The 16,463-nt window shown below is 62.8% G+C and carries 13 protein-coding genes, 1 tRNA gene and 1 pseudogene; 10 read left to right on the top strand and 5 right to left on the bottom strand.

Annotated features, from left to right (window positions below; translation table 11 throughout):
* Positions 1–99: 99 nt before the first annotated feature.
* The 7 genes from fdnG to LVS58_RS17355 all read left to right on the top strand — a co-directional run bounded on the left by fdnG (position 100) and on the right by LVS58_RS17355 (position 9,290).
* Complete coding sequence (gene fdnG, locus LVS58_RS17385) at positions 100–3,168, top strand: formate dehydrogenase-N subunit alpha (RefSeq protein WP_233692105.1); 3,069 nt, start codon at positions 100–102, stop codon at positions 3,166–3,168.
* Positions 3,168–4,118 (top strand): formate dehydrogenase subunit beta, encoded by a 951-nt coding sequence (gene fdxH, locus LVS58_RS17380; RefSeq protein WP_233692104.1) that lies wholly within the window; start codon positions 3,168–3,170, stop codon positions 4,116–4,118. The genes fdnG and fdxH overlap by 1 nt, the downstream gene beginning before the upstream one ends.
* A complete protein-coding gene (locus LVS58_RS17375; protein ID WP_233692103.1) occupies positions 4,115–4,771 on the top strand; it encodes a formate dehydrogenase subunit gamma in 657 nt (218 codons plus the stop codon). Before fdxH ends, LVS58_RS17375 begins: the two co-directional genes overlap by 4 nt.
* A 4-nt stretch (positions 4,772–4,775) precedes the next feature.
* The gene (fdhE, locus tag LVS58_RS17370; RefSeq protein WP_233692102.1) at positions 4,776–5,702 is read left to right on the top strand and encodes a formate dehydrogenase accessory protein FdhE; all 927 of its coding nucleotides are present in this window, start codon (positions 4,776–4,778) and stop codon (positions 5,700–5,702) included.
* A gap of 139 nt (positions 5,703–5,841) precedes the next feature.
* Positions 5,842–7,269, top strand: a complete 1,428-nt coding sequence (gene selA / locus LVS58_RS17365; RefSeq protein WP_233692101.1) for an L-seryl-tRNA(Sec) selenium transferase — start codon at positions 5,842–5,844, stop codon at positions 7,267–7,269.
* Positions 7,266–9,188, top strand: a complete 1,923-nt coding sequence (selB, locus tag LVS58_RS17360; RefSeq protein WP_233692100.1) for a selenocysteine-specific translation elongation factor — start codon at positions 7,266–7,268, stop codon at positions 9,186–9,188. Before selA ends, selB begins: the two co-directional genes overlap by 4 nt.
* Positions 9,189–9,194: 6 nt before the next feature.
* A tRNA-Sec gene (locus LVS58_RS17355) sits at positions 9,195–9,290 on the top strand.
* Positions 9,291–9,377: 87 nt separating this feature from the next.
* Here the strand turns inward: LVS58_RS17355 and LVS58_RS17350 are convergent.
* Together LVS58_RS17350 and LVS58_RS17345 are read right to left on the bottom strand one after the other, a co-directional pair.
* Positions 9,378–10,376 carry an asparaginase gene (locus LVS58_RS17350; protein ID WP_233692099.1) on the bottom strand — a complete coding sequence of 333 codons (999 nt, stop codon included), beginning with the start codon at positions 10,374–10,376 and terminating at the stop codon, positions 9,378–9,380.
* Positions 10,377–10,439: 63 nt separating this feature from the next.
* Positions 10,440–11,882: an alanine/glycine:cation symporter family protein gene (locus tag LVS58_RS17345; protein WP_233692098.1), complete on the bottom strand. Its 1,443-nt coding sequence runs from the start codon at positions 11,880–11,882 to the stop codon at positions 10,440–10,442.
* A 178-nt stretch (positions 11,883–12,060) separates the two neighbouring features.
* Here LVS58_RS17345 and LVS58_RS17340 point away from each other — a divergent pair, with 178 nt between their 5' ends.
* Positions 12,061–12,870, top strand: a complete 810-nt coding sequence (locus LVS58_RS17340) for a helix-turn-helix domain-containing protein (protein WP_233692097.1) — start codon at positions 12,061–12,063, stop codon at positions 12,868–12,870.
* A gap of 11 nt (positions 12,871–12,881) precedes the next feature.
* Here LVS58_RS17340 and LVS58_RS17335 read toward each other — a convergent pair whose 3' ends face one another.
* Both LVS58_RS17335 and LVS58_RS17330 read right to left on the bottom strand, forming a co-directional pair.
* The gene (locus LVS58_RS17335) at positions 12,882–13,727 is read right to left on the bottom strand and encodes an alpha/beta hydrolase (protein WP_233692096.1); all 846 of its coding nucleotides are present in this window, start codon (positions 13,725–13,727) and stop codon (positions 12,882–12,884) included.
* A gap of 8 nt (positions 13,728–13,735) precedes the next feature.
* Positions 13,736–14,032: pseudogene (locus LVS58_RS17330) on the bottom strand (TSUP family transporter); the annotation flags it as partial.
* A gap of 83 nt (positions 14,033–14,115) precedes the next feature.
* Here LVS58_RS17330 and LVS58_RS17325 point away from each other — a divergent pair.
* Positions 14,116–15,000, top strand: coding sequence for a sugar nucleotide-binding protein (locus LVS58_RS17325; RefSeq protein ID WP_233692095.1), 885 nt, complete (start codon positions 14,116–14,118; stop codon positions 14,998–15,000).
* Entirely contained in the window at positions 14,993–15,925 is a 933-nt protein-coding gene (locus LVS58_RS17320; protein WP_233692094.1) for an NAD-dependent epimerase/dehydratase family protein, read from the top strand. Before LVS58_RS17325 ends, LVS58_RS17320 begins: the two co-directional genes overlap by 8 nt.
* Before the next feature lie 31 nt (positions 15,926–15,956).
* Here the strand turns inward: LVS58_RS17320 and LVS58_RS17315 are convergent, their stop codons facing one another.
* A complete protein-coding gene (locus LVS58_RS17315) occupies positions 15,957–16,400 on the bottom strand; it encodes a winged helix-turn-helix transcriptional regulator (protein ID WP_233692093.1) in 444 nt (147 codons plus the stop codon).
* Positions 16,401–16,463: the final 63 nt, after the last annotated feature.

Below are 16,463 nucleotides of genomic sequence, written 5' to 3'. Positions count from 1 at the left end.
GACTAGTCTTAACGGTTGGCGGCATGACTTTGCCGCCACCGTGATGACCCGAGGTGCCGGCAATGCCCCGAGCGCCCGAAAACTGATCAGGAGTGCACGATGGACCTGAACCGTCGGCAGTTCTTCAAGGTCGCCGCCGTCGGCCTTGGAGGCTCGAGCCTTGCAGCGTTGGGCATGGCCCCGACGCCGGCATTCGCCGAGCAGGTGCGTCACTTCAAGCTGGCGCACACCAAAGAAACCCGTAACACCTGCCCCTACTGTTCGGTCGGCTGCGGCCTGATCCTGTACAGCCAGGGTGATGCGGGGAAGAACGTCAAACAGAACATCATCCATATCGAAGGGGACGCCGACCACCCGGTCAACCGCGGCACACTTTGCCCGAAAGGCGCCGGCTTGCTGGACTTTATCCACAGCCCGAGCCGCCTGCAGTACCCCGAGGTACGCAAGCCGGGCAGCAAGGAGTGGGTGCGGGTCAGCTGGGACGAGGCGCTGGACCGCGTCGCCGACCTGATGAAGCAGGACCGAGATGCCAACTTCATCGAGAAGAACGCCCAGGGCCAAACGGTCAACCGCTGGCTCACCACCGGTTTTCTTGCCGCTTCCGCTGCTTCCAGCGAGGCTGGCTACCTGACCCACAAGGTCATCCGCGCAACAGGCATGCTGGGGTTCGATAACCAGGCACGTGTCTGACATGGCCCGACGGTGGCAAGTCTTGCCCCGACGTACGGCCGTGGCGCCATGACCAACCACTGGTCCGATATCGCCAACGCGAATCTGGTCCTGGTGATGGGTGGCAACGCAGCAGAAGCGCATCCGTGCGGCTTTAAGTGGGTGACCGAGGCCAAAGCGCACAACAAGGCGCGGCTGATTGTGGTCGACCCGCGGTTTACCCGTACCGCTTCGGTAGCGGACTACTACGCGCCGATCCGTACCGGCACCGATATCGCCTTCATGGGCGGGCTGATCAACTACCTGCTCAGCAACGACAAGATCCAGCACGAGTACGTGCGCAACTACACTGACGTGTCGTTCATCGTCAAAGAGAACTATGGCTTCGAGGATGGGCTGTTCAGCGGCTACGACGAGGCCAAGCGTGTGTACGCCGACAAGTCTGGCTGGGGTTACGAGCTGGGCGAGGACGGCTACGCCAAGGTAGACCCGACTCTGCAACACCCTCGCTGCGTGTTCCAGCTGATGAAGCAGCATTACAGCCGCTATACCCCGGAACTGGCGAGCATGACCTGTGGCATGCCACAGGACGCCATGATGAAGGTCTGGGAAGAGATCGCCTCCTGCTCGGTTCCGGGCAAGACCATGACGATCCTTTATGCGCTAGGTTGGACGCAGCATTCGATCGGCGCGCAGATTATCCGCAGTGCGGCCATGGTCCAGCTGCTGCTGGGCAACGTCGGCATGCCCGGTGGCGGGGTCAACGCCCTGCGCGGGCACTCCAACATCCAGGGCCTGACCGACCTCGGCCTGCTGTCCAACTCGCTGCCGGGCTACCTGACCCTGGCCGGTGACGCCGAGCAGGACTACGCCACCTACATCGACAAGCGCGCTTCCAAGCCGTTGCGGCCTGGGCAATTGTCATACTGGCAGAACTACGGCAAGTTCCATGTCAGCCTGATGAAGGCCTGGTACGGCGCCAACGCCACGGCGGAAAACAACTGGGGTTATGATTGGCTGCCCAAACTGGATGTACCGGCCTACGACGTGCTGCGTATGTTCGAGATGATGGGCCAAGGCAAAGTCAATGGTTATATGTGCCAGGGCTTCAACCCGATCGCCGCGCTACCGGACAAAAACCGCGTCACTGCGGCACTGGCCAAGCTCAAGTGGCTGGTGGTCATGGACCCGCTGGCCACCGAGACTTCGGAATTCTGGCGCAACGCCGGGCCGTTCAACGATGTCGACACGGCCAACATCCAGACCGAAGTGATCCGCCTGCCCACCACTTGCTTCGCCGAGGAAGACGGTTCGCTGGTCAACAGCAGCCGCTGGCTGCAATGGCACTGGAAGGGCGCAGACGGCCCGGGCGAGACGCGTACCGACGTGCAGATCATGAGCGAGCTGTTCCTGCGCCTGCGCCATCGTTACCAGGCCGAAGGTGGCGCCTACCCTGACGCGATGCTGAATATCAGCTGGCCGTACAAGATCCCTGAAGAGCCCTCCCCGGAGGAACTGGCCAAGGAGATGAACGGCTGGGCGGTGACCGATGTCACCGACCCGACTGGCGCTGTGATCAAGGCGGGCCAGCAACTGGCGGGCTTCGGTCAGCTCAAGGACGACGGTAGCACCGCGTCTGGCTGCTGGATCTTCGCCGGTAGCTGGACCGAACAGGGCAACCAGATGGCTCGCCGCGACAACAGCGACCCCTACGGCATGCACCAGGTGCAGAACTGGGCCTGGGCCTGGCCGGCCAACCGCCGCATCCTTTACAACCGTGCCTCCAGCGACCCGCAAGGCAAACCGTGGGACGCGGAGAAGAAGCGCCTGGTATGGTGGAACGGCAAGGCCTGGACCGGCACCGACGTGCCGGACTTCAAGGTCGACTCGCCACCTGAGGCGGGGATGAACCCCTTCATCATGAACCCCGAAGGCGTGGCGCGTTTCTTCGCCATCGACAAGATGGCCGAAGGCCCGTTCCCCGAGCACTATGAGCCCTTCGAAACGCCGATCGGCATCAACCCGCTGCACCCGCAGAACAAGAAGGCTACCAGCAACCCGGCCGGGCGCATCTTCGATTCTGTGTGGGACACCCTCGGCACGCACGACGAGTTCCCTTATGCCGCGACCACCTACCGGCTGACCGAGCATTTCCACTTCTGGAGCAAGCATTGCCGGCTCAACGCCATTGCCCAGCCCGAGCAGTTCGTCGAGATAGGCGAGGTGCTGGCCAACGAGAAAGGCATCAAGGCCGGTGACCGGGTACGGGTGTCGAGCAAGCGTGGGCATATCGATGCGGTGGCGGTGGTGACCAAGCGGATTCGCCCGTTGCAGGTCAACAATCAGACCGTGCACCAGATCGGCATTCCACTGCACTGGGGTTTCACCGGCGCTACCCGGCATGGCTACCTGACCAATACCTTGGTGCCGTTCCTCGGTGACGGCAACACGCAGACGCCAGAGTCCAAGTCGTTCCTCGTGAAAGTGGAGAAACTCTGATGGCCAGCCAAGACATCATCGCCCGCTCGGCCACCACTACCGTGCCGCCCTCGGTGCGTCAGCAGGAAGAGGTCGCCAAGCTGATCGACACTACCAAGTGCATCGGCTGCAAGGCCTGCCAGGTGGCGTGCTCGGAGTGGAATGAACTGCGTGACGAGGTTGGCCACAACCACGGCACCTACGACAACCCCCAGGACCTCACTGCCGAGACCTGGACACTGATGCGCTTTACCGAGCACGAGCGCGACGACGGCAACCTGGAGTGGCTGATCCGCAAGGACGGTTGCATGCACTGTGCCGACCCAGGTTGCCTGAAAGCCTGCCCGAGCCCGGGTGCGATCATCAAGCACGCCAACGGTATCGTCGATTTCAACCAGGACCACTGCATCGGCTGCGGCTACTGCATCACCGGCTGCCCGTTCAACATCCCGCGCATCTCGCAGAAAGACCACAAGGCGTACAAGTGCACCCTGTGTTCCGATCGCGTGAGCGTGGGGCTGGAGCCGGCGTGCGTGAAAACCTGCCCGACCGGGGCGATCGTGTTCGGCAGCAAGGACGAGATGAAAGTGCATGCGGCCGAGCGCATCGTCGATCTGAAATCGCGGGGCTATGACAACGCCGGGTTGTACGACCCGGACGGCGTCGGTGGCACTCACGTGATGTACGTGTTGCACCATGCCGACACGCCGAAGCTGTATGCCGGCCTGCCGGACCAGCCAGTGATCAGCCCGTTGGTGGGGTTGTGGAAGGGCTTCACCAAGCCGCTGGCGCTGTTGGCCATGGGCGCGGCGGTGCTGGCGGGGTTCTTCCACTATGTGCGGATCGGCCCTCAGCGTGTCGAGGAGGATGAACACCCGACACCGCCGGACGAAAGCGTGCATCAGGTGGACCCGTCGGTCCATGTCTATGATCCGAAGCAGCCCGGTGGGCAAGGGGAGCAGCGGCCATGAACGACAACAAACCCATCCTGCGCTACAACGCCAACGAGCGTAGCAACCACTGGGTGGTGGCGATTCTGTTCATCCTGGCGGGGCTGTCGGGGCTTGCGCTGTTCCACCCGGCGCTATTCTGGCTCAGCAACCTGTTCGGCGGCGGGCCGTGGACGCGCATACTGCATCCCTTCATCGGGGTCGCGATGTTTGTGTTTTTCCTCGGCCTGGTATTGCGCTTCTGGCGGGCCAACTTCATTACCGCCAATGACCGCCTGTGGCTACGCCGAGTGGATCGGGTAATGCGCAATGAAGAGGAGGGCGTACCACCGATCGGCAAGTACAATGCCGGGCAGAAGCTGCTGTTCTGGACACTGCTGGTGTGCATGCTGGTGCTGTTGGTCAGTGGCGTGGTGATCTGGCGCGCCTACTTCAGCCATTGGTTTGGCATCGATGTCATTCGCCTGTCTGCGTTGCTGCATGCGCTGGCGGCCTTCGTGCTGATCCTCAGCATCATCGTGCACATCTACGCCGGCATCTGGATCAAGGGCTCGATCGGCGCCATGCTGCATGGCGGGGTCAGCCGCGCCTGGGCCCGCAAGCATCATGAGTTGTGGTACCGCGAAGTGACCGGCGACAAGACGCCGGGTGATCACGGACGAAAAGAAGGATAAGCGCTTGAGCACCCTACTCGAACCCGGGCAGATCGAAGCGTCGGCGGTCACGCCGCCCTTTCTGCACCTGCCTGCCGCCAACCTGTTTGAACTGCGCGCCGCGCGCCTGGAGCAACTGGCTGAGGGCAACGCGCTTGGCGACTACCTGAGGTTGATTGCGCGGTTATGCCGCCTCCAGCAGCAGCTTGTGGATAACCCACCCGGTGGCATGCCGGTGGCCGAAGAGCGTCAGCGCCTGTGCATGGATCATGGTTTGCCGCCGCTGTCGGCTGACAGCCTGGTGCGTGAAGGGCCGTGGCTGGTCTGGTTGCAGGCAATGCTGGAGCACCTTGGCGGCGAAACCCGTGGCCCGCTGGGTGAGGCGCTGCAGGTGCTACGAGGCAGTGATGACAGTCAGCGCAAGGGCTGGGGCATTGCTTTGCTGGCAGGCCAGTACGATGGTGTGCCTGCAGCACTGGTGCCGTTTCTCGGGGCCGCGTTGCAGGCGGCCTGGTCCAGCTGGTTGCTGGCGCTGCCCGCACACCAGCTCAAGCCTGCCGGCAGCCTGGCCCAATGCCCGGCTTGTGGTTCGCCGGCAATGGCCGGGGTGGTGCGCAACCGTGGGAAGCACAATGGCTTGCGTTACCTGGCCTGTTCGTTGTGTGCCTGTGAATGGCATGTGGTGCGGGTCAAGTGCGTGTACTGCGAGTCGAGCAAGGATTTGCGTTACACCAGCCTTGAGGATGATCGCCATGCGCCAGGCAAAGCGCCGCTACGCGCCGAATGCTGCCCCGGGTGCGACAGCTACCTGAAGCAGAACTACTTGGAGAACGATGCGGCGGCCGAGCCGCTGGCCGATGACCTGGCCAGCCTGGCCCTGGATATACGCCTGGACGGGGAGGGCTTCCATCGCCTGGCGCCCAACCTGATGCTCGCCCCGGGTAGTGGCTGAGGTTCTACACTGAAACACCGACTTGCCTTCGTACCTACAGGTAATTGCGCCAACCTTTCGGATCACGCTGTACTTGTAGGCGCGGTTTCACCCGCGAATGGGCCAGCACAGACAACGGATCAGTCCAAGGTAGTACCGCATGTCCAACAGCCTTGCCAGCGACACCCCACGCCTGCCGTCCATCGATACCCTCCTTCGTCACCCGGCTTGCCTCCCACTGATCGATCGCCACGGCCGCGACGCCGTGCTGCATACCCTGCGCCAGTTGCTCGACGACCTGCGTGAGCCCGTCCGTAATGGCGAACTTGGCAGCGCCGAACTGGTTCCGGAAATCCTCCTTGGCCGCAGCGGCGAGCGCCTCGCACTCCAGCAACGCAGCCAGGTTCGCCGCGTGTTCAATCTCACCGGCACCGTGCTGCACACCAACCTGGGCCGTGCCTTGCTACCGGAAGAAGCCATCGAGGCCATGCAGACCGCGGCGCGTTACCCGCTCAACCTGGAATTCGACCTGGCCACCGGCAAACGTGGCGACCGTGATGACCTGATCGAAGGCCTGATCCGAGAGCTGACCGGCGCCGAAGCCGTCACAGTGGTCAACAACAATGCCGCCGCCGTGCTGCTGGCGCTCAACAGCCTGGGCGCGCGCAAGGAAGGCATCATCTCCCGTGGCGAGCTGATCGAGATCGGTGGTGCTTTCCGTATTCCCGACATCATGGCCCGCGCCGGCGTGAAGCTGCACGAGGTTGGCACCACCAACCGTACTCACGCCCGCGACTACGAGGCTGCCATCGGCCCGCGCACTGGCCTGCTGATGCGGGTGCATTGCAGCAACTACAGCATCCAGGGCTTCACCACCCACGTGCCTACTGCCGAGCTGGCGCGTATCGCCCACCAACATCAACTGCCACTGCTTGAAGACCTGGGCAGCGGTAGCCTGCTCGACCTCACCCGCTGGGGCCTGCCCGCCGAACCCACGGTACGCCAGGCCCTGGCCGACGGTGCCGATATCGTCACCTTCAGTGGCGACAAACTGCTGGGGGGGCCGCAAGCCGGGATCATCGTCGGCCACAAGGACCTGATCACCAGGATCAAGAAAAACCCGCTCAAGCGTGCGCTGCGCGTCGACAAGATCACCCTCGCTGCACTCGAAGCGGTGCTGGCGCTGTACCGTAACCCCGATCGCCTGGCCGAGCGCCTGCCCAGCCTGCGCTTGCTGACTCGCAGCCAGGCCGAGATCCAGGCCCAGGCCGAGCGCCTGGCGCCTGAGCTCAAGACGCGCCTCGGCGAGCAGTGGGCCGTCGGTGTAGAGCCAGCGTTGGGCATGATCGGCAGTGGCAGCCAGCCGGTTGCACGCTTGCCCAGCGCCGCGCTGTGCCTGCGCCCGCAGGTGTCGAAGAAGTTGCGCGGTCGCAGCCTGCATGTGCTCGAGCGAGCCCTGCGCGACCTGCCGGTGCCGGTGCTGGGCCGCATTGACGACGATGCCCTGTGGCTGGACCTGCGCCAGCTGGATGACGAAGCCCAGTGGCTGGCCCAGTTGCCAGCCCTGCAGCTGGGGCCGGTGCAGTGATCGTTGGTACCGCTGGCCACATCGACCACGGCAAGACCGCACTGCTGCTGGCGCTGACCGGCCAGGCCGGCGACCAGCGGCAAGAGGAGCGCGCCCGCGGCATGACCATCGACCTTGGTTACCGTTATGCGGCGCTGAGCGAAGGCGCGCCGCTGACCGGTTTCATCGACGTGCCGGGCCACGAGCGTTTTATCCACAACATGCTTGCCGGCGCCCATGGCATCGACCTGGTGTTGTTGGTGGTGGCTGCCGACGACGGTGTCATGCCACAGACCCGTGAACACCTGGCGATCATCGAGCTGCTGGGCATTCCCCAGGCGTTGGTGGCGATCAGCAAATGCGACCGCGTCGAGCCGTCACGTCTGGCCGAGGTGCAGATGCAAGTCAGTGAATTGCTGGCGCCTGGGCCGTATGCCGGTGCGCGGCAGTTTCCGCTGTCGAGCATCAGCGGGGAGGGCGTGGACGCGTTGCGCCAGGCCCTGCTGGAGGCCGAAGCAGGTACACGGCAGCGTAGTGTGTGCGGTGGTTTTCGCCTGGCCGTCGACCGTGCCTTTGCGGTTACCGGCGCCGGAGTGGTGGTCACCGGCACAGCACTGGCCGGGCGGGTCAGTGCGGGTGATACGTTGCTGCTGGGCAAGGCCGGCAAGGTGGTGCGCGTGCGTGGCCTGCATGCACAGAACCAGGCCGCGTTGGTGGCAGAAGCCGGTCAACGGGTAGCACTGAACATCGCTGCCGAGCGCCTGGCCGTTGAGCAGGTGCACCGGGGCGACTGGCTGGTGCCTGAATGGTTGCATGCGCCCAGTGTTCGGGTGGATATCGAGCTGAACCTGTTACCGGACCCGCAGCATACTTTCGAACATTTCAGCGCCGTGCATGTGCACCTCGGCACCCAGGATGTAACGGCCCGGGTCGCCTTGCTCGAAGGCGAAAGCCTGGCTGCCGGCCAACGCATGTTTGCCCAGTTGTTGCTCAACGCGCCGTTGCAGGCCGTGCACGGCGACCGCCTGGTGCTGCGCGATCAGCGCGCCCAACGCACATTGGGCGGCGGCAAGGTGCTCGACCCGTTCGCACCAAGCCGCCAACGCCGCAGCGATTCCCGTCTGCAGCAGTTGCAGGTGTTGCGCGATGCAGCGAATCTGGAGCAGGCACTGCCAGCACTGCTGGCCAGTGCTCCGGGCGGCATTAGCCCACAGCGACTCGAGCGGCAGTTCAACCGCCTGCGGGAGACCTGGCAGTTACCGGATGATGTACGCGTGGTGACCACCCGGCAGGGCCAACTGCTGTTCGCCAAAGCCCAATGGCAGGCGCTCAAGCAGCAGGTTCTGGAACAGCTGGCACGCTTTCACGAGCAAGAACCCGACCAGCTCGGCCCGGACCGTGATCGCCTGCGGCGCTTTGTAGCCTTACCTTTGGAACGGCCGGCTTTCGTCAGCCTGCTGGATGAATTGCTCGACGACAGCGCCATCGCCAGCAGCGGGCCATGGCTGCATCTGCCCGATCACAAGGTACAGTTGAGCGAAGCCGACAGTGCGTTGTGGGCACGTCTGCATCCGAAGTTGATCGCAGGGCAATATGACCCACCCTGGGTCAGGACGCTGGCGAGTGAGGAGAACCGTGCCGAAGCCGATGTGCGCCTGTTGCTGCGCAAGTTGGCCCGGCTGGGCCTGGTGCATCAGGTGGTGCGCGACCTGTTCTATCCAGAGGCGACGCTACAGCGCATGGCAGCGTTGCTGCTGGGGCAGGCCAGCGAAACGACGATAGTGCAGGTTGCCGCGTTTCGCGATATGTTGGGCATCGGTCGCAAGCGCAGTGTGCAGATTCTGGAATACTTCGACCGTATCGGCCTGACCCGGAGGGTGGCCGACCAGCGTCACATCCGCGCCGACAGCGCCCTGGCCCAACAGCAGGCCAGGCACTGAGTTCAAGGAAGGCAATCGCGCCCGGTGGCGCGGCCGGGCTTCAAACCCGGTTGGGGACGGCAGCCGTTCCCGGGCAGGTTCGACTCCCGCTGCCTTCCGCCATTTATTCACCCTTTAGGGCCTCTTCGCGGGTGAACCCGCTCCTACACAGGTAACGCTGTTTAACCGCGAAGCCCCCAAGGGCGCTGATCAAGCCCGCTCGCCACACAGATCCAGGACAAACCAGCGGTCTGCTGCGTCAGCATCCAACCCTGCGCCCAGCAGCGCCACCATCTTGCCCAGCGCTGCTTCACGGGTCATGCCACCGCCACTTATCAGCCCGGCCCCGCGCAAGCGGTTGCCCGCTGCATAGGTGTCGAACACCACCGAGCCTTCCGGGCACTGGCTGATAGCCGCCAGCATCACGCCGCGCTGGCGCGCTGCGCTCAGTACATTCAGCAGCGCCTGGTCATCCGACGGCCCGGTCCCGCTGCCGTAGCACTCCACCAGCAAACCCTGCACACCACTGTCGATCAAGGCCTGCAAATGCCCGGCCTGAAGCCCCGGGAACACCGGCACAACCGCCAGGTTGACCGGCTTGCGCGGCTGTTTGTAGCCCAGCTCGGCAGGGATCGTATCGGCCCGCTCAGCGTCACGGTGGCGCGGCAGCGCAGCAAAGGCATCGAACGCTTCGCTGCGCAGCTTCGACGCCCGACAGCCATGCAGCAGCTGACCGTGGAAGTACAGCTGCACGCCATCCTCCAGGCCGTGTTCGAACTGGCGCAATGCGCCGCACAGGTTGTCCCAGGCATCGCTGTCCGGGGCACCTGCCGGCAGCATCGAGCCGGTCAGCACTACCGGTGCTGGCAGGCCCAGCAACAGGAACGACAATGCAGCAGCGCTGTAGGCCATGCTGTCGGTACCGTGCAGCACCAGCACGCCATCGTGGCCGGCGACATCCACCGCCGCGACGATGGCATCGCGCATCGCCAGCCAGTTGTGCTGTTGCATGTTGGCGCTGTCGAGCAGCGGGTTCAGCTCTTGCAGCGCCCATTGCACCTGGGGTGCATTGGCCATCTGGGCAAAGTGTTCACGCATCCGCGCTTCAAAACCACCGGCCGGTGCCAGGCCTTCCGGGGTTTCGAGCATGCCGATGGTGCCACCGGTATAGAGAACGAGAAGATTCTTTACTGCGCGCATGGAAAGCATCCGTAGCGGTGAGCGGAGAAAGAAAAGCCGCCCGCGGAAGGGGCGGCTAGGCGGGGGAGGATATCAGCGCTGTGGCTGTACTTGGCCGACTGCTTTGTCAGTGGCTGTTTCCACCTGCGGATTGGCAGGCCAGGCATTGCGGTCCAGGTCCAGGTCGGCAAACTTGGACGAGTCGAACACAGGCTGCTTTACACCGGCCTTGCGCTGGTCGTCGTAGTCGCGCATGACCCGCAGGCCGACCTTGAACAGCAGGGCCAGGGCCACCAGGTTGACGAAGGCCAGGCAGGTCATGGTGATGTCGGCGAAGGCGAACACGGTCGACAGGTCTTGCATCGAACCCCATACGACCAGTGCCAGCACCAGGCCACGGAACACCATCAACACTACGCGGTTACGGCTGAGGAACTGCAGGCTGTTCTCGCCGAGGTAGTAGTTGTAGAGGATGCAGGTAAAGACAAACAGCGACAGCGCCACGCTGACGAACACGCGACCCCAGTCACCGACCACGGCGGCCAGCGAGTTCTGGGTCAGGACGATGCCATCACCTTCGAAGCCCGGGGTGTAGAAGCCCGACAGCAGGATCAGCAGTGCGGTGCAGGTGCAGATCACGAAGGTGTCGAGGAATACGCTGAAGGCCTGTACCACGCCCTGCGCGCCCGGGTGTTTCACGGCGGCCACGGCGGCGACGTTTGGCGCACTGCCCAGGCCTGCTTCGTTGGCGAACACGCCACGTTTCACACCCATGACGATGGCGCTGCCGAGCAGGCCGGCAAACGCCGGGTCAAGGCCGAAGGCGCTCTTGAAGATGGTTTCCAGCATGGCTGGCACGTGTTCGATCTGGGTGCCGATTACGTACAGGGTCACGCCGATGTAGGCCAGGGTCTTGACCGGTACCAGCAGGTCCGACACCGCCGCGATGCGCTTGATGCCGCCGATGAAGGTGATGGCCAACAGTACGGCCAGGACAATACCGGTGTGGCTTGGGTCGAAGGCAAAGGCATTCTGCAGCGAGTGGGTTACGGTGTACGACTGCAGGCCGATGAAGGCGAAGCCGTAGGTGACCAGCAGCAGGATCGAGAACACGATGGCCATGCTCTTGCGCTTGAGCCCGTGCTGGATGTAGTAGGCCGGGCCGCCGCGGTACAGGCCGTCGCCATCAGCGCGCTTGTACACCTGGGCCAGGGTGCATTCGAAGAAGCTGCTGGACATGCCCACCAGTGCGGTGACCCACATCCAGAACACGGCACCTGGGCCACCCAGGGTCACGGCGATACCGACACCGGCGATGTTGCCGGCGCCCACGCGGCCGGCCAGGCTCAGCATCAGGGCCTGAAAGGAGCTCAACTGGCCTGCCTGGCCACGCAGCGATTCCTTGAACACGCTGAACATATGGGTGAAGTGGCGGAACTGGACGAACCGGGAGCGGATGGTGAAGTAGCTACCCAGCCCTACGATCAGCACGATGAGGAGTTTCCCCGAAAGGAAATCGTTGATTACTTCGAGCATTGGAAAATGACCTCGATTCTTATTCTTCGTGTGGAAAGACCAGCGGACGGCAGGCGCACCGCTATTCGTTGGGGCGCATGGTTGGCTATGACAAGAGTGGTTACAATTTCGCGGATTGCTCTTACTTGATGCGACTTGATGCTACAATGGCGTCATTCGCGTCACCTGGATTCCGCCTATGAGCGATCACTTCGCTACAAACCTCAAACTTGCCTGCAGCCACTACCGCTCTATTTCCGAAGTTTGCCGCCAGCTGTCGATCAACCGCGCGCAGTTCAACAAGTACCTGAGCGGGCAAAGCCGTCCGACGGCTTTCAACCTGAAGCGGATCGGCGACTTCTTCGGTGTCGAGGATTACGAACTGAACCTGCCCGCCGAGCAGTTCGCCCGTCTGATCGGTGCGCGGGTATCGCCCCTGGCCGAGCAGCCCAGTGACCCGATCAGCGAGCTGTTCCGCCCGCTGCACGAACATGGCGGCAACCTGTCGCGCTATTGCGGTTACTACTTCGAGTATTCGAACTGCATGTCGGTACCGGGCACGATCCTCGTGTCACTGGTGCACCTGTGGGAAGAACGCGGCCGTTTTCTGTTCGAGCGCCAGGAACGGCAGGAGCGCTCCAGCGCCACCGATCAGCATGCCGAGGTACGCTGCCGCTACCTGGGTGCGGCGTTCCAGTTGCAGGACCGGATGTTCCTCATCGACTACGAGTCGCTGACGTTCAACGAAATGAGCCAGACCATCCTCATCCCCAGCTTCAAAAGCCGCATCACCCGGCTCAATGGCCTGAAGGCTGGCGTATCCAGCGGCGACCGGCGCAACCCGGCCTGTACCCGCGTGGTGTGGGAGTACCTGGGCGAGGAGATCAATCGCATCAATGCGTATCGACAGGTGAAACTGTACCGGCCGGATGATCCGCGCATAGATGACGATGTGCGTGAGCGATTGAGCGTGGCGCCCTTGCGCAATGGTCTGTTCGAGATCGAGTAATGCCTAACGCCTCAAGCATTGTCGAGGATGAACGTTGCGACCGTGTCCGCAACCTGGTCCGCTATGGCTGGAGTACGGCGCAAATGTGCCGCGATGCCATGGTCGCAGTCGGTAAGAAACAGGCATTGCAAACGCGTCGCTGAAACTGCTCGCATCAAGGCGAGGTTAACTTCTTCAGGAATCGGGCTATAGCGTTCAGTGCCGGCAAGCCACAGGCTGCCAGCGCTGGTACCGGGGCCTTTGCCGAATCTCTGGGAGTTGAGCCCGTCGTACTCGCCGATCACCATCAATACTCTTCCACGAAACTGGTTGAGGAAGGTGTAGCTATCGCTTTTCAGAAAACCAAAAGGCTTATTGATGGCGGCAGTGAATGCCGGGCCGAACGGCGCCTGATGCGCATCGTCTGGATAAACTGCAGGGCAGATTAATACGATGCTGTCCACGTGTGGCAACTGTGCTGCAAGCTTAAGCGTAATTGCTGCGCCAAGGCTGTGGCCTATGAGCGTTCGGCATCGAGGCGCGATATGCGCGTGGAAGCGCTGAGCTTCATCAAGGTTTGTAGCCAGTGACGGCGACATTGCGCCTGGCTCGCTGGCAAGGCTATGACCAGACAGATTGCCAGTGAGTGAACCAATGCCTGCGGTTTGCAGGCGATAAAGCAGCGGGTTGAGCCGGGTAAAGTCGGAACGCGCGCCCCCCAGAACGAATGCGGGAGCTGCGCGCTCTATATCAGGTACCAGCAATCGCGCCTGTTGCTGATAGTTTCCAAAGACTTCATTGATGAACAGCTCTTTGCCAGGGGCGGGCTCGTCAAACTGCCACTTCGCGCGCTGCGGGGAAGCCTTTTGAATGTGCATGGTGTTCTCTAGAGGAACTGGTTGAGCCATTCGCCGAGCGGGTTGCCGGTATCGAGCAGCAGTTTGAGTGCCATGATGCAGCAGACGCTGACCAGCAGCGGTTTTATGAGGCGAGAGCCGAAGCGAACTGCGCAGCGTGCCCCCAATTGTGCGCCCAGAAAGGCGGCGAGCGCCATTGCCAGCGCCAGCGGCCAGATGATCGCCCCTCTGAGAGAAAAGACCGACAATGCGCCCAGGTTACAGGCTGCGTTCAAAAGCTTGCTGGTGCATACGGCTTGAATGAGGTGCTGACCCAAGAGAATCAAGCGGGGCCGGTGTTGGACTTCCCGGGCAGGAAACCGCAAAATGACTCTTTTTTCTCATCAACCTCTCCGGATCTGCTGACTCTATGCGTATGCGCCTAATGCTGTTGGGTGGTGGCAATGCCCTCGGGCAAGCGCTGATTCGTCTTGGGGCCGAGGAGGACATCGCATTCCTGGCGCCGCGCCCGCCCGAGAACGGCTGGGCGCCCTCAAGCCTCACTCAGCTGCTCGATGACCATCGCCCCGACGCCCTGGTCAACCTGGCCTATTACTTCGACTGGTTCCAGGCCGAGTCGGTCAGCGAGCAGCGCCTGGCTCAACAGGAGCGAGCGGTGGAGCGGTTGGCAGAACTGTGCCAGCACCATCAGATCACCTTGGTGCAGCCATCCAGCTACCGTGTGTTCGACGGTTCGCGGGCCACGGCCTATAGCGAAAAGGACGAGCCAGTGCCGCTGGGCTTGCGTGGTCAGGCCCTATGGCGCATCGAGCAGAGCGTGCGCGCGGCCTGCCCGCAGCATGTGTTGCTGCGCTTTGGTTGGTTGCTGGACGAGAGCATCGATGGCGTGTTGGGCCGCTTCCTGACCCGTGCCGAGCAACCACAGGAGCTGCTGCTGGCCGATGATCGACGTGGCAACCCGACGCCGGTCGATGATGCTGCCCGAGTGATCCTGTCGGTGCTCAAGCAACTGGATTGCAATGCGCCGCTGTGGGGCACCTACCATTACGCCGGCAATGAGGCGACCACGCCGCTGGCGCTGGGCCAGGCGATTCTCTCCGAGGCCGGTCAATACCGCCAGCTGGCCGCTCAGGCCCCCACGCCGCAGGCCCATGCCGCGCGCCCGGATGCCAGCGAAGAGCCACAGCACGCGGTACTGGCCTGCAAGAAAATCCTTCATACCTTCGGTATCAAGCCGCGTGCCTGGCGCGCTGGCTTGCCACCTCTACTGGACCGGTTCTACCGCCATGGCTGACGCCCCCATCCTGATCACCGGCGGTGCCGGCTTCATTGGCTCGCACCTGTGCGATGCGTTGTTGGACAAAGGCTACGCCGTACGCATTCTCGACGACTTTTCCACCGGCCGGCGAAGCAATCTGCAGGTCGACCACCCACGGCTGGAACTGATCGAAGGTGACGTTGCCGATGCAGGGCTGGTCACTCAGGCTGCGGCTGGCTGCGGTGCCGTCGTGCATCTGGCAGCGGTAGCGTCGGTTCAGGCCTCGGTCGAAGACCCGGTGCGTACCCACCAAAGCAACTTCATCGGTACCCTCAACGTTTGCGAAGCCATGCGCGTGCATGGCCTGCGCCGGGTGCTGTTTGCCTCAAGCGCAGCGGTGTACGGCAACAATGGTGAAGGGGAGTCGATTTCCGAAGACACGCCCAAGGCGCCGTTGACCCCTTATGCCGTGGACAAGCTGGCCAGTGAGCAGTACCTGGACTTCTACCGCCGCCAGCATGGCCTGGAACCGGTGGTATTTCGCTTCTTCAATATCTTCGGGCCACGGCAGGACCCTTCCTCACCGTATTCCGGGGTGATCAGCATCTTCTGCGAGCGTGCTGTGCAGGGCTTGCCGATTACAGTGTTCGGCGACGGCGAGCAGACCCGGGACTTCCTTTACGTGGGCGACCTGGTGCAGGTGATGGTGCAGGCACTGGAGCAGCCGCAGGTCGAGGAGGGGGCGGTGAACATCGGACTGAACCAGGCGACCTCACTGAACCAGTTGCTCGCGGCGCTGGAGAAGGTTGTAGGGAGCATGCCAGCGATCAGCTATACGGCGGCGCGATCGGGTGATATCCGCCATTCGCGAGCGGATAACCAGCGGTTGTTGGCGCGGTTCGAATTTGCGCAGGTGACGCCGATAGTTGAAGGCCTGGCAAAGCTTCTCGGTAAGGGCTGAACCCCCTCGGGGCTGCGCAGCAGCCCTGAAATCACCCATGCCGCACCCTTCTGCGCTGGCAATCTTCGGGATGTAGAACCCGCCCATCCTGGCCACGGACCTGCAATATCTCAAGCGCCTGCCCCGTCACGCCGTCCACCAGCTCCGAACGCGTTTCACCCGCCTTGAACAGAAACCGCTCTCCCCACTGCCGCAAACCCACCACCACGGGAAACACCGACTGCCCTTTGTCGGTCAGCACATACTCTTTGTAGGCACTGCCATCCGACGCCGGCTGTGTCATCAGCAACCCACTTTCCACCAACAGCTTTAGCCGCGAGGTCAGGATGTTCTTCGCCAGCCCCAGGTTCTTCTGAAATTCGCTGAAACGCCGTAGGCCGTCAAAGGCATCGCGCAGGATCATCAGCGCCCAGCGGTCACCCAGCACCTCCAGCGCCCGGGCCACGGGGCACTGCGCATTGTTTTCATCGAGCATGGGGCAAACCTGTCTTGATTATCTGGTTGCAGATTAAAACCACATTTGCTAAATAGCCAGCAT

It is taken from the genome of Pseudomonas sp. JR33AA (assembly GCF_021378985.1).
GTDB lineage: Bacteria > Pseudomonadota > Gammaproteobacteria > Pseudomonadales > Pseudomonadaceae > Aquipseudomonas > Aquipseudomonas alloputida.
Note: the sequence above shows the minus strand (reverse complement) of the source record. Positions and strands in the feature narration are given on the sequence as shown.